We start from the raw sequence: 21995 nt of genomic DNA on the forward strand, positions 1-21995 counted from the left end.
CGGCCGAGCGCTCTCAGCTCAGCCTGACCAGGACGGTGCCGCTGTAACGGCGCTCCAGCAGCGCGACGAACGCCTCCGGCAGCGCGGGCACCCCACCCTCGACGACCGTGTGCGGGAAGACGATCCGCCCCTCGCGCAGCCACTGGCCGAACCGGTCGTTCCAGTGCTCGATCTGGTCCGGGGTGTGCAGCGTGGCGAAACCGCGCAGCGTCAGGTCCTTGGTGATCACCGACATCAGCGGCAGCCGCGGGCTGCCCCCGTCACCGCCGCCGTGCTGCCCCGCCAGCGCGCCGCACAGCGCGAACCGCGCCCCCCGGGACGCCACCCGCACGGCGGCCTCGAACTGCTCGCCGCCCACGTTGTCGAAGACCACGTCCAGGCCGTCCGGCGCCAGTTCGGCCAGCCGCTCGGCCACCGGGCCGTCGTGGTAGTCGAACGCGGCGTCGAAGCCCAGCTCGTCGACCAGGAAGTCGATCTTCTCCTTGGATCCGGTGCTGCCGATGACCCGCTTGGCGCCCTTCAGCCGGGCGATCTGGCCCGCCAGCGCGCCCACGCCGTTGGTGGCGCCGGACACGAACACGACGTCACCCTCCCGTACGTCCGCGGTCCCCACCATGCCGTGCCAGGCCGTGGGGCCCTGCGAGAGGAAGTACTCCGGACCGGGCAGCAGCGACCGGTCGCGCCGGAAGAACTCGTGGGAGGACCCGACGGCGTACTCCCGCCACCCGGAGAAGTGCTCCACCAGATCACCGACCGCCAGGTCCGCGCTGTTGGACCGGACGACCGTGCCGACCGTCCGGCCCCACATGGCGACGCCCGGCTGGAACACCGGGATGGGCAGCTTGGTGTCCGGGTCCATCTGGTCGCGGGCCACCGACCCCAGGGTCATCCAGTCGTTGCGCACCACGACCTGGCCCTCGCCCGGCTCGGCGAGCGGGGACTCGCCGAGCTCGAAGTGCTCCAGGGTGACGTCCCCCTGGGGGTACGAGGCCAGCCGTACCTCCCGGCTGGTCGCCGGCAGCTTTTCGACGGTCATGCGGTGCTCCTTGACAGTTCGACGGGAAGGGCGAGCAGGTTGTGGTTCACGTCCCCGGCCCGCCAGCACAGCTCGTGCTCGGGGACCGCGAGCCGCGCGCCGGGGTAGCGGCGGGTCAGTTCCTCCAGCGCCACCGCGAGCTCCAGACGCGCCAGCGGGGCGCCCAGACAGCGGTGGATGCCGTGGCCGAAGGCCAGGTGGGGGTTGTCGGCGCGGCCGAAGTCGGTGCGGTCGGGGGCGGGGAAGACCGAGGCGTCGCGGTTGGCCGAGGGGAACGCCACGAACACGGCCTCGCCCGCCGGGATCACCACGCCGCCCACGGTGACGTCCTCGGTGGCGATCCTCGGCAGCCCCGAGGTGTCGTTGCCGTTCAGGTTGACGGTGCGCAGCAGTTCCTCCACCGCGGCCGGGACGTCCTCGGGACGCTCGCCCAGCCGGCGCCACACGTCGCGGTGACCGGCGAGCAGCGTGACGGCGAAGTTGCCGATCTGGCCGGCGGACGAGTCGAAGCCGGCGCCCAGCAGGGTGAAGCCCAGCCCGACCAGTTCGTCGAAGCCCAGCCGGTCGCTGCCGGGCCGCTCGCCCTCCAGCCGGGCCGCGATCAGCGCGGAGAGCACGTCGTCGGCGGGCTCCCGCTGCTTGGCCGCCACCAGGCCCGCGATGTAGCCGCCCAGCCTCTCGCCGCCCTCCGCCGCCAGCTCCGGGGGCGCCGACACGTCGGCGAACTGCCGTACCCACGCGTGGAACTGCTCCCGGTCGCCCTCCGGCACGCCGAGCAGCTCGCAGATGACCGTCATCGCGAGGGGCGCGGCGAAGCCCGCCACGAGGTCGACCGGCCCCTCGCCGGAACCCTTCTCCAGCGCGTCGAGCAGCCGGCCCGCCACCTCGCGCACCCGGGGGCGCATGCCCTCGATCCGCTCCGGGGAGAACGCCTGCTCGGCCAGGGCCCGCAGCCGGGTGTGGTCCGGCGGGTCCAGCGAGATGATCATCCCGGGCGGTGCCTGGAACAGGCCGCTGAACCGCGGTGCCTCCGGGGCGTACGAGGCGGCCCGGCTGAACCGTGGGTCGTCCAGGACGCGGACCACGTCCTCGTGACGGGTCACCAGCCAGGCGTGGCCGCCGCCCCGCCAGGCCACCCGTACGACCGGCCGCTCGGCGCGGAGCCGGGTGAACAGGGGCGCGGGGCCCCGGTGGCTGCTGCCGGGGAAGGGGAACTCGGGCAGCTTCAGGCCCTCGGGCGGTTCCGGGCCCTCGGGCGGTTCCGGGCCCTCGGCGGCGGGAGCCGGCCGGTCCGGGCCGTGGGTGCTGTCCGGGCCGTGGGTGCGGGGCGGCAGGCCCGCTCGGGGCGGGGCGTCCGGGCGGGCGGTCATCGTCAGGCCCCCTCGGGGCGGGCCAGCGGACGGAAGAACGACCGCAGCTCGTCCACCAGCAGCTCCGGCTGCTCCAGCGCGGGGAAGTGGCCGCCCCGCTCGTGGTCCGTCCAGCGGCGGAGATCGCTGAACCGGTGCTCGCACCACGCGCGCGGCATCCGCGCGTCCTTGGGGAACACCGAGCAGGCCGTGGGGACGGCCACCGGGCCGAGCGCCATGTTGTTGTGGCTCTCCCAGTAGATGCGGGCCGACGAGGCGCCCGTGCCGGCCAGCCACGCCAGCGTCACCACGTCCAGCAGCCGGTCGCGGGGGACGGCCTTCTCCAGGTCGCCGTCGTGGTCGCTCCACGCCCAGTACTTCTCGACGATCCACGCGAGCTGGCCGACCGGGGAGTCCGTCAGCGCGTAGCCGAGGGTCTGGGGGCGGGTGGACTGGAGGACCGAGTAGCCGCCCTCGTTCTGCTGGAACTCCTTGAGGGCCGCGAGACCCGCCAGGTCCCGCTCGTCCAGCGCCACCTGCTCCTGCGGCGGCTTGGCGAACGGCATCGCCAGATGGATCCCGAGCAGGTGCTCCGCGTCGATGCCGCCCAGTTCCCCGGTGATGAACGAGCCCCAGTCGACGCCGTGCGCCGCGTACCGCTCGTACCCGAGCCGCGCCATCAGCGCCGCCCAGGCGGCCGCGGTGCGCTCCACGGTCCACCCGGTGGCCGCCGGCTTGTCGCTGAACGCGTAGCCGGGCAGCGAGGGGCACACCACGTGAAAGGCGTCCGCCGGGTCCTCCGGGTCCGTCAGCGGCCCCAGCAGGTCCAGGAACTCGATCACCGAGCCGGGCCAGCCGTGGCTGAGCAGCAGCGGTGTCGCGTCCGGGTGCGGGGAACGCACGTGCAGGAAGTGGATGCCGAGGCCGTCGATCTCGGTACGGAACTGGGGCACGGCGTTCAGCCGGGCCTCGGTCGCCCGCCAGTCGTAGGAGGTCCGCCAGTACTCGGCCAGCTCGCGGAGGTGGTCGAGCGGCACGCCCTGGGACCAGTCGTCGACGGTCTCCGCCTCCGGCCACCGGGTGCGCGCGAGACGGTCCTTGAGGTCGGCGAGGTCCGCGTCGGGGATCCCGGCCCTGAAGGGCGTGAGCGCGGTACTCATGGATGAGCTCCTCCTGTGCTGCCGAAGGCTGTGTGCCACCGCACGCTAGGGATCAGCGCTCGAGGCGGGGTCGAACAGCCGTCTGTCCGGCGGCGCGGTCGCGGCGGGCCGACCGGTGTACGAGCGGAACGCGAGCGACCGCCCCCACCGTGCGCCGTGCCCCACCGTGCGCGCCGCCCCGCCCCCGTGGCGTACCGCGCCCCCGCTCCGTGCCGCCCAACCATCGGGCGCGTGCCGTGCCGTACCCCGACGAGGAGGACCCCGCGATGACGACACCCGACGCCACCGGGCCGCTGCGCGGGCTGAAGGTCGTGGAACTGGCGGCCATCGGCCCCGTGCCCTTCGCCTGCATGATGTTTGCCGACCTGGGGGCCGACGTCCTGCGCGTCGACCGGGCCGACGGCCGCCGGTCGTTCGCCGACTGGCACCGGGTCCTGGACCGGGGGAGGCGTACGACGGTCCTGGACCTCAAGGACCCGGCCGGCACGGACGCGCTCCTCCGCCTGGTGGCGGACGCCGACGTCCTCGTCGAGGGCTTCCGCCCCGGCGTGGCGGAGCGGCTCGGCATCGGCCCCGACGCCTGCCTGGCGCGCAACCCCGGCCTGGTCTACGCCCGGATGACCGGCTGGGGCCAGGACGGCCCGCTCGCCCGCACCCCGGGGCACGACATCAACTACCTCGCCCTGACCGGGGCCCTGGCCGCCGTCGGCGAGGCGGGCGGTCCGCCGGTGCCGCCGGTGAACCTGCTGGGCGACTTCGGGGGCGGCGCGATGTTCCTCGTCGCCGGCGTCCTCGCCGCGCTGTACGAGCGGCGCACGTCCGGGCGCGGCCAGGTCGTCGACGCGTCGATCGTGGACGGCACCAACGCCCTGCTCGGGATGCTGGTCGCCATGACCGGCGCCGGCGCCTGGCGGGAGGAGCGCGGGGTCAACCTGCTGGACGGCGGGGCGCCGTTCTACACCTGCTACGCCTGCGCCGACGGCCGCTACGTCGCGGTGGGCGCGCTGGAGGACCGCTTCTACGCGGCCCTCCTGCACGGACTGGACCTCGACCCCGCCGCGCTGCCCGACCGCGACGACCCCACCGAGTGGCCCGCGCTGCGCCGGGTGCTCGCCGACCGCTTCCTGCGCCGCGACCGCGACACCTGGGCCCGCCGGTTCGAGGCCACGGAGGCCTGTGTGACCCCGGTGCTGACGGTGACCGAGGCCGCCGTGCACCCGCACCACCGGGCGCGCGGCAGCCGGCCCGCCGCCCCCGCCCCCCGCTTCAGCCGCACTCCAGCGGAACTCCACTGACCGCCGTCATCCTCCGTATCGACGCTCACGGCCTTCGGCCGGTCCGCCGGTTTCCCCCCGGGACCCCGATACCCCCCCAAGTATCAGAGAGGTACACCATGGCTATTTCGTCCGAGCAGGCTCCGTCCGTGGAGACGGAGGTGGAGAGGAAGACGACGGGCGCGGATGCGGCGGCCGACGCGGTGAAGCTCGACCCGAAGCGCTGGGCCGCCCTGCTGGTCCTGCTGGTGTCCGCGTTCATGGATCTGCTGGACGGCACGATCGCCAACGTGGCGGCACCCTCCATGCAGCGCGAACTGGGGGCGGGCTACTCGGCCATCCAGTGGGTCCTGGTGGGGTACCAGCTCGCGTTCGCGCTGACGCTGATCCTCGGCGGACGGCTGGGTGACATCTTCGGGCGCAAGAAGATGTTCCTCGTGGGCGTCGCCGGCTTCACGCTGACCTCCCTGACGGCCGGTCTGGCGCAGGAGCCGTGGCAACTGGTGGTCTCGCGCGTCCTCCAGGGCGCGTTCTCCGGCATCATGGTGCCGCAGGTGCTGTCGATCATCCACGTGACGTTCTCCGACAAGGAGCGCGGGACGGCGTTCGCCCTGCACGGCCTGGTCGGTGGCCTCGCCGCCACCCTGGGCCTCGCCCTGGGCGGCCTGCTGGTCCAGTGGAACCTCTTCGGGCTGGACTGGCGGCTGATCTTCCTGATCAACGTGCCGGTGGGCCTCGTCGGCCTGCTGTACGGCACGAAGGTGATCACCGAGTCCAAGGCGCCGCAGGCCCTCCGGCTCGACACGCTGGGCGTCGTCCTGGCCACTGTCGGCCTGGTCATGCTGGTCTACCCGCTCCTCCAGGGCCGCGAGCTGGGCTGGCCGGCCTGGGGCTACGTCTCCATGATCGCGTCGCTTCCGGTGCTCGGGGCGTTCGTCGCCTGGCAGCGCCGCAAGACCCGCAAGGACGGCTCCCCGCTGGTGGAGCTGGGCCTGTTCCGCACCCGCAGCTTCTCCTCCGGCCTCGCCGTCAACATGATCTTCTACGTCGGCATGGGCATGTTCACCATCGGCTGGACCCTGTACATGCAGATCGGCCAGGGCTGGTCGCCGATGCGTGCCGGTCTCACCAGCCTGCCGTTCTGCGTCGGCGCCTTCCTCACCGCCACCTCGTCGGTGATGATCCTGGTGCCCAAGTTCGGCCGCAAGGCCATGCAGGCCGGCGCGGGCGTCCTGGTCCTGGGTCTCGGCGCGTACATCTGGGTGGCCGGTGAGTACGGCAGCGACGTCACCTCCTGGCACCTCGTCGTCCCGCTGTTCCTGATCGGCCTCGGCTTCGGCACGGTGGCCACCCCGCTGCCCCTGATCGTCACCTCCGAGGTCCCGCACAAGGACGCCGGGTCCGCCTCTGGCCTGGTGAACACCAACACGCAGCTCGGCTTCGCCATCGGCGGCGCGCTGGTGAGCGTGGTCTTCTTCGGCGGCCTGGCGGGCAACACCGGCGCCGGCGTCGACGAGCAGGTTCCCCAGCTCCGCCAGGACCTGGTCGCCACCGCCGGGGTCACCCCCGGTGAAGCCGACCGGATCACCGCCGCCTTCCGCACCTGCGCGGTGGACCGCGCCGGCGAGAAGGACCTCGCCATCGTCCCCGAGAGCTGCACCGTGGCACCGCTCCGGGACGAGAAGGTCGCCTCCGTGCTCGCCGGCCACCAGCAGGACGTCACGGGCACCTCGTTCGCGGCCAGCTTCCAGACGCTCCTGTGGGTGTTCATGGGCGTCACCGCGGTGGTCTTCCTGCTGATGTTCGCCATCCCCCGGCGGCTGCGCCAGGAGGGCGAGGGAGCTCCCGACGGCCGTCCGGCCGAGGTCTCCTGACCCCGCCCCCTCCGCCGGCGCGGCGGGTCCGGACGGCCACGCGCCGTCCGGACCCGCCGCGCCGTCGCGCATCCCCGCGGTCGACCGCCGTTCGAGCCGTTCTCCGGCCCGTCGCCCGACCGTGGGACGACCAACCGGCGCTCCGAGACCGCCGGAACAGACACCGGACAAGGGAGGGGCGATGGCTGAGCAGAGCTTCCAGCTCTACGACACGACCCTGCGCGACGGCACCCAGCAGGAGGGCCTGGTGCTGACGGTCGAGGACAAGCTCGCCGTCGCGCGTCGGCTCGACGCCCTCGGCGTGGGCTTCATCGAGGGCGGCTGGCCCGGCGCCGTGCCCAAGGACACCGAGTTCTTCCGCCGCGCACGCGGTGAACTGGACCTGAAGAACGCCGTCCTGGCCGCCTTCGGCGCCACCCGCAGGCCCGGCATCCCCGTGTCCGTCGACACGCAGGTACGGGCCCTGCTGGCGGCCGAGACGCCCGTGGTGACCCTGGTCGCCAAGAGCCACACGGGCCATGTGCAGAACGCCCTGCGCACCACCCTCGCGGAGAACCTCGCCATGATCGGCAGCACGGTACGGCACCTGGTGCACGCCGGCCGCCGCGTCTTCCTCGACGCCGAGCACTACTTCGACGGCTACCTCATCAACCGGGAGTACGCCCTGGCGGTCGTCCGCACGGCCGCCGAGGCCGGGGCCGAGACCGTGGTGCTGTGCGACACCAACGGCGGGTCGCTGCCCGACGAGGTACGGGCCGTGGTGGCGGACACCATCGCCATGACGGGCGCCCCCATCGGCATCCACTGCCACGACGACACCGGGTGCGCCGTCGCCAACACCATGGCCGCCGTCGACGCGGGCGCCGTCCACGCCCAGGGCACCGCCCACGGCTACGGCGAACGGTGCGGCAACGCCAACCTCTTCACCGTGATCGCCAACCTGGTGCTCAAGCGGGGCCGCGAGGTCGTCCCGCTGGAGCAGCTACGGGACCTGACCCGCACGGGCCGGGCGATCACCGAACTCACCGGTGTGCCGAGCAACCCGGCGGCCCCCTACACGGGCCTGTCCGCCTTCACCCACAAGGCGGGCCTGCACGCCTCCGCCCTGCGCGTCGACCCCGACCTGTACCAGCACACCGACCCCTCCCGGGTCGGCAACGCGATGCGCACCCTGGTCTCCGACATGGGCGGGCGCTCCTCCATCGAACTCAAGGCCCGCGAGCTCGGTTACGACGTCGAGGCCGGCTCCGAGGAGGTCGCGCGTGCCGCGGCCCGCGTCAAGGAGCTGGAGAACCGCGGCTACAGCTTCGAGTCCGCCGACGCCTCCTTCGTCCTGCTGCTGCGCGAGGAACTCGCCGGCGGCCCGGCGGCGCCGCCCTTCGAGGTCGACTCGTGGGCCGTGGGCGTCTCCCGGCGGCGCGACGGCGAGGTCCGGACGGAGGCGTCGGTGCGGCTGCGCGTCGACGGCGAGGTCGTCACCGCCACCGGACTGGGCAACGGCCCGGTCAACGCCCTGGACACCGCGCTGCACTCGGCGCTCGACCCGTACTTCCCCGCCCTGACGCGCCTCGAACTGGTGGACTACCAGGTCCGGGTGCTGGGCGGCCAGGTCGGCAGCGGAGCCGCCGCCCGGGTCCTCATCTCCTACCGGGACGGCGAGCGCCGGTGGGGCACCGTGGGGGTCGACGAGAACACGGTGACGGCCAGCTGGGCCGCTCTGCTCGACGCCGTCCACTTCGTCCTGATCGACGGGCCCTCGGAGGCCCACGGCTCACCCACCCTGGCCGCGGCGGCCACGGGCTGAGCCCCCGAATCTCCCCGGGAGCCACTGTGCGTGTGGAAGACATCTATATACGGGGGACCTCCGTGCGGCTCCCCTCCGTCGTCACGGTCGCCGACGCCGTCGCCTCCGGGGCCTGCCCGCCCCGGGTGGCCTCGGCGACCGGCCTGGTCTCCGTGGCGTACTCGCCCGACGAGTCGGCCGCCGAGATGGGCGCGGCGGCCGCCCGCACCGCCCTGGACCGGGCGGACAGCGGCCCCGGTGACATCGACCTGCTGCTGCACGCCGACACCTACCACCAGGGCCAGGACCTGTGGCCCGTGGCCTCGTACATCCAGCGCGAGACCCTCGGCAACGGCTGCCAGGCCATCGAGATCCGGCAGATGTCCAACGGCGGCCTCGCGGCGGTCGACCTGGCCACCGCCTACCTCACCGCCGGCCACGGACGCGGGGACGCCCTGCTCACCACCGCCGACCGGTTCTGCGAGCCCGGCATCGACCGCTGGCGGACCGACCCCGGCACCCCCTACGCCGACGGCGCCAGCGCCCTGGTCCTCTCCCGCCGCGGCGGCTTCGCCAGGCTCCTCTCCCTGGCCCTGCACGCCGACCCCGAACTGGAACCCCTCCACCGGGGGGACGAGCCCTTCGGCCCCGCCCCGTTCAGCCAGCGCATCCCGGTCGACTTCGAGGAGGCCAAACGCGCCTTCATCGGCCGGGTCGGCATGTCGTACGCCATCACCCGCGCCCACAACGGCCAGCAGACGGTGATGAAGCAGGCCCTGGCGGACGCGGGACTGGAGCTGGCCGACGCGGAGTGGGTCGTCCTGCCCCACTTCGGGCGCCGCCGCCTCCAGTCCATCTACTACCAGCCGTTCGGCATCGACCCCGAACGGACCACCTGGGACTTCAGCCGCACCGTCGGCCACCTCGGCGCCGGCGACCAGTTCGCCGGCCTCGACCACCTGCTCGTCTCCGGGAAGGCCCGCCCCGGCGACCGCTGCGTCCTCGTCAGCGTGGGCGCCGGCTACAGCTGGGGCTGCGCCGTCCTGGAGATCCTGCACCGCCCCGACTGGGCCACGGAACGCCCCGCGTCCTGACTCCAGCCGGACTCCACCCGCCCCCGAGCACCCCCGTGTCAATCTGAAACCGCCGTTCCGCACGGCCGTCGAAGGGAATACCGCCGTGGCACCGACCGCTACGTCCGAGACCACCGCTCCCCACGTCACGGAGCACTCCATCACCGTGGCGGCCTCGCCCGCCGCCATCTACGACCTCGTGGCGGACGTCTCCGCGTGGCCCCAGGTGTTCGGACCCACGGTCCACGTCGAGGTGCTCGAAGAGGCCCCGGAGGCCGGCGGCGAACAACTGCTGCGCATCTGGGCCATCGCCAACGAGAAGGTCCGCACCTGGACCTCCCGGCGCACCCTCGACCCGGTCTCCCGCACCATCACCTTCCGCCAGGTCGTCTCCGCCGCCCCGGTCGCCTCCATGGGCGGCGAGTGGCGCGTCGAGCCGCTGGAGGACGGCCGCACCCGCGTGGTGCTCCTGCACGACTACCGCGCCACCGGCGACGACCCGGCCGCCGAGGAACTGATCGAGCAGGCCGTCGACCGCAACAGCCGCGCCGAGCTGGCCGCCCTGAAGAACGCCGCCGAACTGGGCGACGCCCGCGAGGAGCTCCACTTCACCTTCAGCGACTCCGAGGTCGTCGCCGGCGCCGCCGGGGACGTGTACGCCTTCCTCGACCGCGCCGACCTCTGGCCCGAGCGCCTGCCGCACGTCGCCCGTCTCGACCTCACCGAGGACGAGCCCGGGGTCCAGCACATGGACATGGACACCCGCAGCCCCGACGGCTCCACCCACAACACCACCTCGGTACGGGTGTGCTTCGAGGACCGCAACATGATCGTGTACAAGCAGCTCCGGGTACCGGTGGCCATGAGCGGGCACACCGGACGGTGGGTCATCGAGTCGCTGGGTGACGGTACAGTCAGAGCCACCTCGTGGCACACCGTCACGCTGGACCCCGAAGGGGTCCGCGCGGCACTCGGCCCCGAGGCGACGCTCGCCGAGGCCCGCGCACTGGTCCGCAAGGCGCTCGGTACCAACAGCTCCACCACCCTGCGCCACGCCAAGCAGTTCGCGGAGGAAGCGCGTGCCGGATCGTAGTCTGCACAAGCCCGTGGCGGTCATCAACCGCTTCGAGGTCAAGGGCGACACCGCGACGTTCGAGAGGCTCTTCCGGGAGCACTCGCAGTTCCTGCGGCGCCGCGACGACTTCGACTTCCTCGTCACGGTCCGGCTCGTCGAACGGCCGCACGTGTACGCGCACATCGGCCACTGGCGCACCCTGCGGGGCTTCCTCGACACCGTCCACGACGAGACGTTCCAGCTCCATGTCAAGGAACTGGGCCCCCTCGTGGACGCCGAGGCCGACCAGGCGGTCAGCGTGGGCCGGGTGCTCCGGGAGAACGCCGTCGTCGGAGCGGAGAACGTGGTGCTCACCCACGTCACGGTGCGCGAGGACCCGCACGCCTTCGAGCGCGGCTACGCCGAGATGAGCGAGCACTTCGCCACCCTCGGCGGCTTCGGCGGCAGCGACCTGCTCCGCTCCACCCTGGTCCCCGGCCGCTACACCGGCCTCCAGTGGTGGCGGAACACGGCCGACTGCGACCGGGCGCTCGGCAGCGCCGAGTACCTCGCCCTCCGGAAGGCGCTGGGCCGCCGCGCTGACCTCACGGTGGACCGCACCCGGCACGTCGCGTACGAGCGGGTGATCGGCTGAGCCGGCCGCCCGGCACGGCTCCACCGGCGGAAGAGCCGAGGACCACGGGTCCTCGGCTCTTCCGCGTTCGGCGCGCGAGCCCGCTTCGAGCGGCCGGGCGCACGCTGTCCCCATGGTGAGAACAACGCGCATCACTGTGCTCCGCGGGCAGCCCGACGAGGCTGAACTCGCCGCCGTGACCGCCGTGCTGCTGGCGCTGGCGCGCCGCGCGGGCGAACCGGACGAGGCGGAGAAGGCCGCGTACGCGGAATGGACCGTCAAGGCGGGCGACTACCGCCCGCCGATGGTCCGGCCCGGTCCGTGACCTCACCCACCACACGATCACAGGGACAGCCGCGGCCGCACCGGGAGGGACGGCCGCACGACAAGCAAGGGGGAGGGCGTGACCGGTCACCGGACCTTCACCGAACTCATCCAGGCCCAGGCCGTGGAGTCGCCCGACAGAGAGGCCCTCGTCCTCCTGACCGAGCGGCCCGGAGGACTGGAGCCCCGGACGATCTCCTACGGGGAGCTCGACCGCGCCGCCCGGACGCTCGCCGGCCGGCTGCGCCGGCACATCACCCCCGGTGACCGGGTGCTGCTCACCCACGGCTCCCGGGAGCGGTTCGTCACCGGGTTCCTCGCCTGCCTCTACGCCGGGGCCGTCGCCGTCCCGGTGGCCCCGCCCGGGGGACGCCCGCACCACGACGAACGCATCGCCGGCATCGTCAAGGACGCGGCCGCCGCCTGCGCGCTCACCGCGTCCGACGAGGCCGCCGACGTGTCCCAGCTCCTGGCCCGCACCGGCCACGGACACGTCACCTGCGTCCTCGCCGACGCCCCGCCGGCCGCGGCCGGCACCGCCGCGCCACCACTCCCGCCGGTCCCCGCGGACCCGGACGCCGTCGCCTTCCTCCAGTACACCTCCGGTTCCACCCGGGACCCGCGCGGCGTGGTGGTCACCCATCGCAGCCTGCTCGCCAACCAGGAGGCCATCGCCCGGGCGCTGGGCACCCGGCGCGGCGCCCGGGTGGGCGGCTGGCTGCCGCTCCACCACGACATGGGCCTCGTCGGCCAGTTGCTGCACGCCCTGTGGCTCGGCGGCACCGCCGTGCTGCTGTCCCCGACCGCGTTCGTCAAGCGGCCCGCGCACTGGCTGGAGACCATCTCGCGGTACGGGCTCACCGCCAGCGGGGCGCCCGACTTCGCGTACGACCTGTGCGTACGCCGGGTCAACGACGCGCAGATCGCCGGACTGGACCTGTCCGGCTGGGAGGTCGCCGTCTCCGGGGGCGAGCCGGTGAACCCGGCGACGCTGCGCGCCTTCGCCGAACGGTTCGCCCCGGCCGGCCTGCGCCCCGAGGCCCTGATCCCCTGCTACGGGCTGGCCGAGGCGACCCTGCTGGTGTCCGGCGCCCGTACCGCGCCCGCCCCGCTGACCGCCGCCGTCGCCAAGGGCGCCGTCCCGTGCGGGCCGCCCGCCTCCGCCGACGTACGCATCGTCGACCCGGAGACCCACGAGGAGCTGCCGGACGGCCGGACGGGCGAGATATGGGTACGGGCGGCCGGCATCGGCCCGGGCTACTGGGCCCGTCCCGCCGAGACCGCGGCCACCTTCGGCGGCCGGATCGGCGACGGCACCGACGACTACCTGCGCACCGGCGACCTCGGCACCCTCGTGGACGGCCTCCTGCACGTCAACGGGCGCCTCAAGGACACCATCGTCGTCGCGGGGCGGAACCTGTACCCGCAGGACCTCGAACGCACGGCGCAGCGCGTGAGCGCCCTGTTCGGCCCGGCCACCGCCTTCGCCGTGCCGGGCGAGCGCGAACGCATCGTCATCCTCCAGGAGCTGCGGGCCGGCAGCCGGTACGACACCGACCTGGCCGGACTGGTCTCCGCCGTCCAGCAGCGACTGCGTGAGGAGTACGAGGTGACGACCGGGGGAGTGCTGCTGGTGCGGCCGGGGACCGTCCGCCGGACCACCAGCGGCAAGGTCGAACGGGCGGCGATGCGGCGGCTGTTCCTCCGCGGCGAGGTGACCGCCCTGCACCAGCGGGTCGAACCCGAGGTCCAGCGGCTCGTGGCGGCGGGGAGGCGGCGATGAGCACGGCACCGGACGACACGCAGGCCCAGGCCCCCACCGCACGGACTCCCTCCGCGGCTCCCGCGCCCGGCCCCGCGGCCCCCGCGCCGGGGCCGGTGCCCCCGGCCCAGGAACGGATCGACGCCCTGGAGCGCGCCTTCGGCCCGCTCGACGACCCCGCCAACCCGCTGGGCGGCGCCGCCCTGCTCGCCGCCGACGCGGCGGGCCACGTCCTGCCCGCCGCCGAGCGGGTGCTCGACGAGTACGGGCTCAACGCCGAGTTCGTGCCGTCCTCCCTCGGCGGCAGGCTCGACCGGATGGACGTCCTGGGCAGGCTGCTGCGGCCGGTGTTCCGCCGCGACGCCTCCCTCGGCTTCGGCTACGGGCTCAACTGCTTCTTCGCCGCCACCCCGGTGTGGACGGCCGGTGACCCCGCCCAGCGGCGGCTCGCCGCCCGCATCCTGCTGGAGGGCCGCCGGATGGCGGTGGCCCGCCACGAGGTGGCCCACGGCAACGACTTCGTCAGCGACGAGTTCACCGTACGCCCCGGTGAGGAGGGCGGGCTGGTGCTCGACGGCAGCAAGTCGGCGATCGCCAACGCCTCCCGCGCCGACGGGCTGGTCATCTTCGCGCGGATCCCGGGGGTCACCGGCAGCCGCAGCCGCTCGGTCCTGCTGCTGGACCGGGCGGAGCTGCCCCCGGACCGGGTGCGGAACCTGGCACGGCGCAGCACCACCGGCATGCGCAGCGCCGAGTTCGGCGGTCTGCGCATCGTCCGGTGCCCGGTCCCGTCCGGCGCCGTGCTCGGCGCGCCGGGCGACGGCTACGAACTGTCGCTGCGCTCCTCGCTGGTGATCCGGGGCCTCATCCCGTCCATCGTGCTGGCCGGCGCCGACACCGCGCTGCGCACCACGGCCCGCTTCGCCGCCCGCCGCCGCGACGACGGCCGCTCCTCGCTCGACGTGCAGCACGTGCGGGACGTCCTCACCGGGGCGTTCCTCGACCTGCTGCTCATCGACTGCCTCGCGCTGGTGTCCACCCGCGCCCTGCACCTGATGCCGACCCGGATGAGCGCCTACGCGGCCGCGGCCGCCTACCTGGCGCCCAAGCTGGTCGCGGAGAGCATGGACGAGATGTCGGCCGTGCTGGGCGAGGCGACCTTCGCCGAGGACGGCATGTACGGGATGTTCCAGAAGCAGCTTCGCGACCTGCCGGTCACCTCGCTCGGCCACGCGGGCAGCGCCGGGCGGCAGGTCAGCCTGCTGCCCCAGCTGCCGTACTTCGCCCGGCACTCCTGGTTCACCGGACCGGAGGCGCCCGCCGGGCTGTTCGCGCTCGACGACGACCTGCCGCCGCTCGACCTGGCGCGGCCGGCGCTGCTGGGCGACGGCGACCCGCTCGCGGCGACCCTGGTCGCGTCCGCCGCCCTGCTGGACCGCACCGGCGCCGCACTCGACGGGGACGCCGACGGTGACGCGGTCGCGGACCGGGACGCGGAAACGGACGCGGACGGCGGCGTGCTGCACGCCCTGGCCCATGCGCTCACCCGGGAGCTGAACGCCCTCCGCACGGCGTTCGCCGACGTCCCGCAGGGCGACCGCACCGCGCTGGCGAGCCCGCACAACTTCGGGCTCGCCGACCGGTACACGCTGGTCCTGGCGGCCGCGGCGTGCCTCGGCGTATGGCGCGGGCAGCGGTCCGCGCCCGGCGGCGGCGCCTTCCTGGCCGACGCGGCCTGGGTCACCGCGGCGCTGTACCGGCTGTGCCGGCGGCTGGGCCTGCCGCTGCCCGACCGGCCCGTCGCCGCGGAGCGCCGGGTGCTGGCCGAGGCCCTGACCCGGCTGCACGGCCGCCGCAGTTACGACCTGTACGACTCACCGCTTGCCTGACCGCCGCACAGGCCGCCCTGCCCGGCCGGAGCGGCCCGCCCCCAGAGTCCGAGAAGGAGCAGATCATGCGAGAACAGCAGCAGGACGACTTCGAGACGGCCTACCGTGAATGGCTGCTGGAGCGGCTCGCGCACTATCTGGGCCGGCCGGTGCTGGACACGGACTCCGTGCACGAGTACCTCGACTCGGTGGCCGGGCTGAGCCTGTACGGCGACATCGAGGAGGAGTTCGGGCCCCTCGTCGAGCCGGCGGACATCTGGGCGTACCCCACCGTGCGGCAGCTCGCCCGCCACATGGCCGAGCGGGGCGCGGGGTCGGGCGGCAACCGGATCAGGGCGGCGTTCGTCTTCACCGGCCAGGGGTCCCAGCACCCCGGCATGACCGAGGGGCTCTACCGGAACTCGACCGTCTACCGCCGGTTCCTGGACGAGGCCGGGGCGGTGCTCCAGCCGTACACCGGGCTGTCCGTGGTGGAGATGATCCTGGGCCGGGACTCGCGCATCCACCAGACGGCGTTCACCCAGCCGGCCCTGTTCGCCGTCGAGTACGCCCTGGCCAAGACCCTGGAGGAGGCCGGCGTGCGGCCGGTGTCCGTGCTGGGCCACGGGATCGGCGAGTTCGCGGCGGCCACGATCGCGGGGGCGCTCACCCTGCCCGACGCCGCCAAGCTGGTGGCGCTGCGCGGTGCCTTCATGCAGTACCTGCCGTCCGGCGGCGGGATGATGGCCGCCTGCATCACCCCCTACGAGGCCACCGAACTGATCGCCTGCGAGCCGGGCGTGGGCATCAGCGCCATCAACGCGGCCAAGTCCACCGTGCTGTCGGGCGACCGCGCCGGACTCGAACGCATCGAGGGCAAACTGGCCGAGCGCGGAGTCCGGTGCCGTCACCTCACCGTCACGCACGCCTTCCACTCCCCGCTCATGGCGCCCGTGGTCCCCAAGTTCGAGGCCGTGGTGCGCCGGGTCCCCGGCGGCGCCGCCTCGGTGCCGTTCTACTCCACGGTGTACGGCCGGCTCACCACCGAGCCGCTGTACGCCTCGTACTGGACCGAGCAGCTCACCGCGCCGGTCAGGTTCGCCGACGCCGCCCGGGGCCTGCTGACCCAGCAGACGCCCACCCATGTGGTGGAGATCGGCCCGCGGGCGGTGCTCACCCCCTATCTGCGGCGGCTGGGCGGGGCCCGCGGCCCGGTCTGCCTCCCGGTGTGCCAGGGACCGCAGAGCGACGCGGTGGACCTGGCCGGGGTGATCTCCGTGCTGGACGCCGGCCCGCTCGCCGCCGCACTGGCCGGGGCGTGAGGTGACGGGACGGATCGGACGGCCCCTCCCGCTCCGCGGACCGTACGGCCCCTGGGAGGAGGTGCGCGACGAGCTGACGCGCGCGGGAACCGTCCTGGTGTACGGGGCGATGCCCGCGTGGCTGCCCCGCGACGGGGACGAGGAGGAACTGCGGCTGGTGCTCGGCCGGGACTGGCACCGCTACCAGGGCTTCACCCAGCCCCGCCTGCGTGAGAGGTTCGCGGCCTCCCGGCTGCTGCTGCGGCACACGGCAGCGGCGATCCTGCGGACCGCGCCGCACCTGGTGGACCTGTCGTACCAGCCGGGCGGCCGCCCGTACGTGCGCGGCTGCGACCAGATCGACGTGAGCCTCAGCCACACCGAGGAGATGATGGTCGTCGGGATCACCCGCACCGGACGCGTCGGCGTCGACGTGGAACGCGCCGACCGGCGCCTGGCGCACACCGGGTCCGAGTCGCAGGCGTGCACCCCGTACGAGAAGGAGCGGCTCGACGCGGGCGGTGAGGGGACGCGCAACGACACCATGGTGCGGCTGTGGACCCTCAAGGAGGCCTACAGCAAGGCGCTCGGGCAGGGCCTGCGCTTCCGGTTCACCGAGTTCGGCTTCGCCCTGGACGACACGGGCACCTGGCTGGTGCGGCCCGACGGCACCCGGGCGAGCGGCTCGGAGTGGACCTTCGGCACGTTCGCGGTGGGGGAGCGGTACGTGGTCAGCGCCGCCGTGTTCGACACCGGGTTCGGTGAGCCGGCGGACGTGGCCGTGGACACCATGCTGGACGAGGGGCTGTTCGACGCGCTGCTCGGCGCCCCGGGTCCCGGGTCAGGGGATCCAGCCGGCTTCCTCGGCCAGCCGGATGGCGTCGATCCGGTTGCGGGCGCCGAGCTTGGTGACGATCGCCGTGAGGTAGTTGCGGACCGTCCCCTTGGACAGGTACAGGCACCCGGCGATCTCGGCCGCGTCGGCGCCCCGGGCGGCGAGGCGTAGCACCTCCAGCTCCCTGGGCGACAACGGATTCTCCGGCGAGTCCCAGGCAGCCAGGGCGAGTTGGGGATCGACGACCCGCCGGCCGGCCGCGACGGACCGTACGGCGAGCGCGAGCTGGTCCGACGGTGAGTCCTTGAGCAGGAACCCGGAGACGTGCGCGGACAGGGCACGCCTCAGGGTTCCCGGCCGGCCCAGACTGGTGAGGATCAGCGTGCGGCAGCTCGGCAGTTGCTCGTGCAGCTCGGCCGCCGCCGTCAGCCCGTCGATGCCGGGCAGGTCGACGTCGATCACCGCGACGTCCGGCCGGGCCTCCAGAGCGGCCTGCACGATGGTGTCGCCGCGGTCGACCGCGGCCACCACGCGCAGGTCCGGTTCGAGCTCCAGCAGCGCGATCAGGGCCCCCCGGACCATGTGTACGTCCTCGGCGAGGAGGATTTTCACGGACAGCATCAAGACCCCCGTCATCGACGACCGTTTCAGGCCGCGGCTCTCTCCCGGGCCGCGTCCGGAGTTCCGGCTCCGGTCCCCTGCGGGCGAACGGGAGCCCACGCTTCCAGTTGGAACCGCCCGTCCTCCCGCACACCGGCGCTCAGTCCGCCACCGATCGAGGCGAAGCGCGTCCGGAGGTTGTCCAGGCCGCTGCCGCCGCGCCGGGCGGCCGACGACACGATGCCGCCCTCCTCGTGCGGCCGGTCGTTCACCAAGGTCAGGCGGACCGTTTCGTCTTCGACGAGTGCCCTGATCGTACATACCTGTACGCGACTGTGGCGGAGAATGTTCGTCACGCCCTCCCGCAGCGCGGTCGCCAGCACCGTGTCCACGGCCGGGTGGAGCCGCCCGCAGTCGACCCGCACCTCCGCCCGCACGTCGGCGGCCGCCAGCACCGCGCCGGCCGACTCGGCCTCGTCCCGCAGGGACATGTCGCGGTACCCGCTGGAAACCAGCCGCACGTCGGACAGCGCCTGCCGCGCCACGCGGAGCAGATCAGCGGTCTCCTCGGCGGCCTGGTCCGGCCGCACGCGCACCAGCCGCTGGATGAGCTCTCCCTTCAGGGCGATGGCCGACAGGCTGTAGCCGAGCAGATCGTGCAGGTCCCGCGCGAACCGCAACCGCTCCTGGGTGACGGCCATCCTGGCCATCCGCTCACGGGTGGCGTGCAGTTCCTGCACCAGGTCGGCGAGCCGGCTCAGGCCGTAGATGACCAGTCCGGTGAGACCGCTGGCGATGACCAGGTAGCACGTCTCGACGACGCCCACACCGGTGGCGAGGGCGTACGGCGGGATCGCCGCGATGATCAGCCCGTACGCCGGCCAGGCGATGCGGACCGGGAGCGTCAGCAGCGCCGTGGCCGCCAGCGGACCCTGCATGCTGCCCCAACTCACCTGGAACCACAGCAGGGGAAGGTAGCTGAGCAGCGCCTGGACCCCCAGGGCGGCGATGCGCTTGCCGAGGGTCCAGGCCCGGGTGCGGGGCGAGGAGACGGTGAACTGCACGGCGAACACCGACAGGACGACGCCGACGCACACGAGGAGCTGGGTCCGGTCCCCGGTGCCCTGGTGCAGCACGTTGAGCACCGTGACGACGCAGTGGGCGGCCAGGGCCACCACCACGATGGCGCGGGCCAGTCGCGGCGCCGGTATCTGCTGCCGGGGCGGGGTGCGGAAATTGCTTTCCACCGACTGGTATTGGCCTGACTCTTCTGGTGGAGCCGCCCTGCCGAGCAGTGGCCGGGGCGCAACAAAGGATCTCGCTTCGCAAGATTCGTCCGGCATCGCCGTCTCCTCGCCGGGAATGGGGGCTGGCGAAGCGCATGTTATGACTTTCCGTTGCGTCTGAGCCACTGCTTGCGATCGGCGATCAAAATCAGACAAACATCGGAATCGGGTTGAGACGGTGCGGCTCGGTGGGGCGGTCCAGTCTGCCGAGGTGGACCGGGACGTCGAAGAGACGGCCGGGGGCGTATCTCGCCCAGAAGTGCCGCATCCCGGGAACCAGCACCTTCACCACGGGAAGGCCCACGTCGGGGCGGGTCTGGTCGAGGACCAGCAGCTCCATCCCGCGCGAACGCGCCAACTCCCGCGCCACCTCGACATCGGCCAGCAGATCGTCGCGACGGGCTTCGGGATAGCTCCCCGGACACCGGGCCGCCTCCCGCGGATCCGCCACCAGGTATGGCTGATTCGCGAGTGTCGCGTAGGTCCACCAATGATCCAGTTGCGGATGAGACGAGCGAAAAGTCGTCTCAGCCCTTCCCACGGGCAGGAGTTGGCTCATTTCCGTCACCGCACGCCGCAGGGCGAGACGGGGATCGAAGTGAGCGCCGAAGCCGAAGACAATTCCCTGGCCGTCCTCTCCGGTCCGGCGCGACAACGCCACCATGACCGGAATTCCGAAGTCCGACGTCAGGTCCAGCGCCCATGTCTCGCGCCCCAGCCGCTCGTACGTCTCCCTCGTCCGCGCCAGCCACGGATCGTCGAAGGCGTCGAGGTCCACACCGGGCTGCCGTGTCCGGTTGCACCACCACAGGGCCACGGCGTCGCGCTCCACCAGCTCCAGGAAACCCTGGACCACCGCGTCCTCCATACTGCTGCCGGCCGCGTTGCCGTTGGAGTCCGCCCACAGGGCCGGTTCACCGGCCCGGGGCCCGGACTCGTAGTACAGCATCGACGTGGGCAGCAGACGGTGCTCCTCCGAGGTCAGCGACCAGACCGGCGTCCAGTCCACCGGCGCGGCCGGGTCGAACGGCGCCGGCACCCGGTGGAACGGCTGGCACGTGGCGTTCCACCGCTCACGGTCCCGGAACTGCCAGTCCGCGTAGAGCTGGCACGCGTTGGGATGGATCGCCGACGCGCCCAGGCCCCTCAAGCTGTCGCGCACGACCGGTTCGTCCCCCTGGCGGGTGCCGCAGTAACGCTCCACCGCCTCGCACAGCGCGCCCACCTCGGCCTCCACCGGCGTCGCGCCCTTGCCGCCGCTGCCACTGCGCAGACCGCTGCGCACACCGCCCAGCGAGGCCGCCCGCAGCGCCGGGTTGTGCCCCGACACGCACCGGTCGATCCCGTCGGGTGTGCCCGGCACCCGGCGGATCTCCGGCACGACGCCGGTCAGCGGATCGACCAGGTGCCGGTACCGGGCCAGCACCGTCTCGGGGGCCAGCGCCCGGTGGTTGCTGCCGGTCGCGGCCGCCTTGGGCCGTGACCGGAGCTCGACCGGGCGCCGCACCCGCGCCCCCACCATCCCCGGGTCACCGCACTCGGCGCACTGCGGGCGCCGGGCCACCGGATGGTGCCGGGTCCGCAGCGTGCGGGTGTCCAGCGTGCACAGGGCGTCCTGCTCCTCGTACCGTAGCCCGGCGACCCACTTGACCGTCTCCAGCACGGCGGTGTTCAGCCCCAGGCCCCGCACCACGGCCAGCGACGCGTCGGGCACCGGGACCGCGCCCGACAGGCCGAGGGCCTGCCGGACGGGTGACTGGGGGAACAGCCGGGCACGCAGCCGGTGGGCCAGGCACGACCAGCAGGGCCGGCCGGCGCCGGGGCCGAAGACCGGGCCCACCCACGCCTCGGCACCGGTGGGCTTGGCGAGCAGCCAGGGGCGCCCCTCCGCCCGGTGCCGGGCGGCGATCCCGGCGAGCCGGGGATCGAGGTAGTCGTCGCACAGCACCAGGGTGAATCCCGCCCCCGTCCCCTCGGGGGCGAGCGTGAGGCCGGACGCCGCGCACAGTCCGCCCACGGTCGCGGCGTCCGTCCGGCCGAGCGCGACCACCTCCACCGTGGTGGTGCGCAGCGCGGACACGGCGTGGGGTCCGGCGAGCCCCACCAGTTCCCAGTACGCGGCGGAGGCGTCGTCGCTGCTCGGGTCCCGGTAGCCGACCAGATCGGCCCGGGCGAGATCGGCGATCACCCGGCCCAGCTCCGCGGGCGGCAGCGAGGTCGGCGCCTCGTCCAGCAGCGCGTGCAGCGTACGGGTGCCGTCGAGCAGCGGCGCCAGCATCTCGACGTACGGACCCTGGAGCGCCGTCGTGCCCCGCTCCGACAGGAGGTACACGGCCTCCCCGTCCACGACCTCCACCCGCAGGTGCGGCTTGAAGCCGACCGGCAGGGCCGAGGCGGGTACGTCCGTCGCCGTCATCCGCGCACTCTCCCGGTGTGCATCGGCATCCAGCACACCCACGGGTCGGAGTCGGCGGAGCCGCTCAGGTCCTCGATCACCAGGCCCGACGTACCGGACACCGGTCCGCCCCCGTACATCGGCTCGGTCGCCGGCAGCCCGAATTCGGCGAGCAGCGAGCACGGGTCCTCGGTGTAACGCTTCGCGAGCTCCTGCTCCAGGCCCGTGCGGGCCGTCAGCATCGCCACGCGATGATCATGCGTCAGTTGAACAGTCATGGTGCTGGTGGAATCCAGGGCGGTGCTGCGCATGACGGTGTTCAAGAGAATCCCCCTCCTGAGGCGGTGTCGTACGGGAAGTCGTTCGACGTGCCGTTGGCCACGGATT

The 21995-nt window shown here is 73.4% G+C and carries 17 protein-coding genes and 1 pseudogene; 11 read left to right on the top strand and 7 right to left on the bottom strand.

Annotation, left to right across the window (positions count from 1 at the left end):
* Window positions 1-13: 13 nt before the first annotated feature.
* The 3 genes from ACF068_RS30065 to ACF068_RS30075 are packed head-to-tail and all read right to left on the bottom strand — an operon-like array spanning window position 14 to window position 3545.
* Complete coding sequence (locus tag ACF068_RS30065; RefSeq protein WP_392277466.1) at window positions 14-1036, bottom strand: zinc-binding dehydrogenase; 1023 nt, start codon at window positions 1034-1036, stop codon at window positions 14-16.
* A complete protein-coding gene (locus ACF068_RS30070; RefSeq protein WP_392277467.1) occupies window positions 1033-2406 on the bottom strand; it encodes a cytochrome P450 in 1374 nt (457 codons plus the stop codon). The genes ACF068_RS30065 and ACF068_RS30070 overlap by 4 nt, the downstream gene beginning before the upstream one ends.
* Before the next feature lie 2 nt (window positions 2407-2408).
* Entirely contained in the window at window positions 2409-3545 is a 1137-nt protein-coding gene (locus tag ACF068_RS30075) for an epoxide hydrolase family protein (RefSeq protein WP_392277468.1), read from the bottom strand.
* 266 nt (window positions 3546-3811) lie between these two features.
* On the opposite strand from ACF068_RS30075, the gene ACF068_RS30080 reads away from it, so the two are divergent.
* The 11 genes and pseudogenes from ACF068_RS30080 to ACF068_RS30130 all read left to right on the top strand — a co-directional run.
* Complete coding sequence (locus tag ACF068_RS30080) at window positions 3812-4840, top strand: CaiB/BaiF CoA transferase family protein (RefSeq protein ID WP_392277469.1); 1029 nt, start codon at window positions 3812-3814, stop codon at window positions 4838-4840.
* A 98-nt stretch (window positions 4841-4938) separates the two neighbouring features.
* Complete coding sequence (locus ACF068_RS30085; RefSeq protein ID WP_392277470.1) at window positions 4939-6693, top strand: MFS transporter; 1755 nt, start codon at window positions 4939-4941, stop codon at window positions 6691-6693.
* A 181-nt stretch (window positions 6694-6874) separates the two neighbouring features.
* Entirely contained in the window at window positions 6875-8497 is a 1623-nt protein-coding gene (cimA, locus tag ACF068_RS30090) for a citramalate synthase (protein ID WP_392277471.1), read from the top strand.
* Between the two features lie 26 nt (window positions 8498-8523).
* Window positions 8524-9570 carry a ketoacyl-ACP synthase III family protein gene (locus ACF068_RS30095; protein WP_392277472.1) on the top strand — a complete coding sequence of 349 codons (1047 nt, stop codon included), beginning with the start codon at window positions 8524-8526 and terminating at the stop codon, window positions 9568-9570.
* Between the two features lie 85 nt (window positions 9571-9655).
* Window positions 9656-10642, top strand: a complete 987-nt coding sequence (locus ACF068_RS30100) for an aromatase/cyclase (RefSeq protein WP_392277473.1) — start codon at window positions 9656-9658, stop codon at window positions 10640-10642.
* Complete coding sequence (locus ACF068_RS30105; protein WP_392277474.1) at window positions 10629-11258, top strand: antibiotic biosynthesis monooxygenase; 630 nt, start codon at window positions 10629-10631, stop codon at window positions 11256-11258. Before ACF068_RS30100 ends, ACF068_RS30105 begins: the two co-directional genes overlap by 14 nt.
* A gap of 112 nt (window positions 11259-11370) precedes the next feature.
* Complete coding sequence (locus ACF068_RS30110; protein ID WP_392277475.1) at window positions 11371-11562, top strand: acyl-CoA carboxylase subunit epsilon; 192 nt, start codon at window positions 11371-11373, stop codon at window positions 11560-11562.
* A gap of 78 nt (window positions 11563-11640) precedes the next feature.
* A complete protein-coding gene (locus tag ACF068_RS30115; protein ID WP_392277476.1) occupies window positions 11641-13344 on the top strand; it encodes a fatty acyl-AMP ligase in 1704 nt (567 codons plus the stop codon).
* Window positions 13341-15212 (top strand): acyl-CoA dehydrogenase family protein, encoded by a 1872-nt coding sequence (locus tag ACF068_RS30120; RefSeq protein WP_392277477.1) that lies wholly within the window; start codon window positions 13341-13343, stop codon window positions 15210-15212. Before ACF068_RS30115 ends, ACF068_RS30120 begins: the two co-directional genes overlap by 4 nt.
* A gap of 65 nt (window positions 15213-15277) precedes the next feature.
* On the top strand, window positions 15278-16513 hold the full coding sequence (locus tag ACF068_RS30125) for an acyltransferase domain-containing protein (protein ID WP_392277478.1): 1236 nt from the start codon (window positions 15278-15280) through the stop codon (window positions 16511-16513).
* A gap of 370 nt (window positions 16514-16883) precedes the next feature.
* Window positions 16884-17219 (top strand): annotated as a pseudogene (locus ACF068_RS30130) (4'-phosphopantetheinyl transferase family protein); the annotation flags it as partial.
* A gap of 114 nt (window positions 17220-17333) precedes the next feature.
* Here the strand turns inward: ACF068_RS30130 and ACF068_RS30135 are convergent.
* The 4 genes from ACF068_RS30135 to ACF068_RS30150 form a co-directional block, all read right to left on the bottom strand.
* Window positions 17334-17948 (bottom strand): DNA-binding response regulator, encoded by a 615-nt coding sequence (locus ACF068_RS30135; protein WP_392277479.1) that lies wholly within the window; start codon window positions 17946-17948, stop codon window positions 17334-17336.
* A gap of 26 nt (window positions 17949-17974) precedes the next feature.
* On the bottom strand, window positions 17975-19174 hold the full coding sequence (locus ACF068_RS30140; RefSeq protein ID WP_392277480.1) for a sensor histidine kinase: 1200 nt from the start codon (window positions 19172-19174) through the stop codon (window positions 17975-17977).
* A gap of 187 nt (window positions 19175-19361) precedes the next feature.
* Window positions 19362-21629 (bottom strand): TOMM precursor leader peptide-binding protein, encoded by a 2268-nt coding sequence (locus tag ACF068_RS30145; RefSeq protein ID WP_392277481.1) that lies wholly within the window; start codon window positions 21627-21629, stop codon window positions 19362-19364.
* Window positions 21626-21856 (bottom strand): hypothetical protein, encoded by a 231-nt coding sequence (locus ACF068_RS30150; RefSeq protein ID WP_392277482.1) that lies wholly within the window; start codon window positions 21854-21856, stop codon window positions 21626-21628. The genes ACF068_RS30145 and ACF068_RS30150 overlap by 4 nt, the downstream gene beginning before the upstream one ends.
* Between the last annotated feature and the right edge of the window lie 139 nt (window positions 21857-21995).

The sequence above is a fragment of the Streptomyces sp. NPDC016309 genome (assembly GCF_043077235.1).
Lineage (GTDB): Bacteria > Actinomycetota > Actinomycetes > Streptomycetales > Streptomycetaceae > Streptomyces.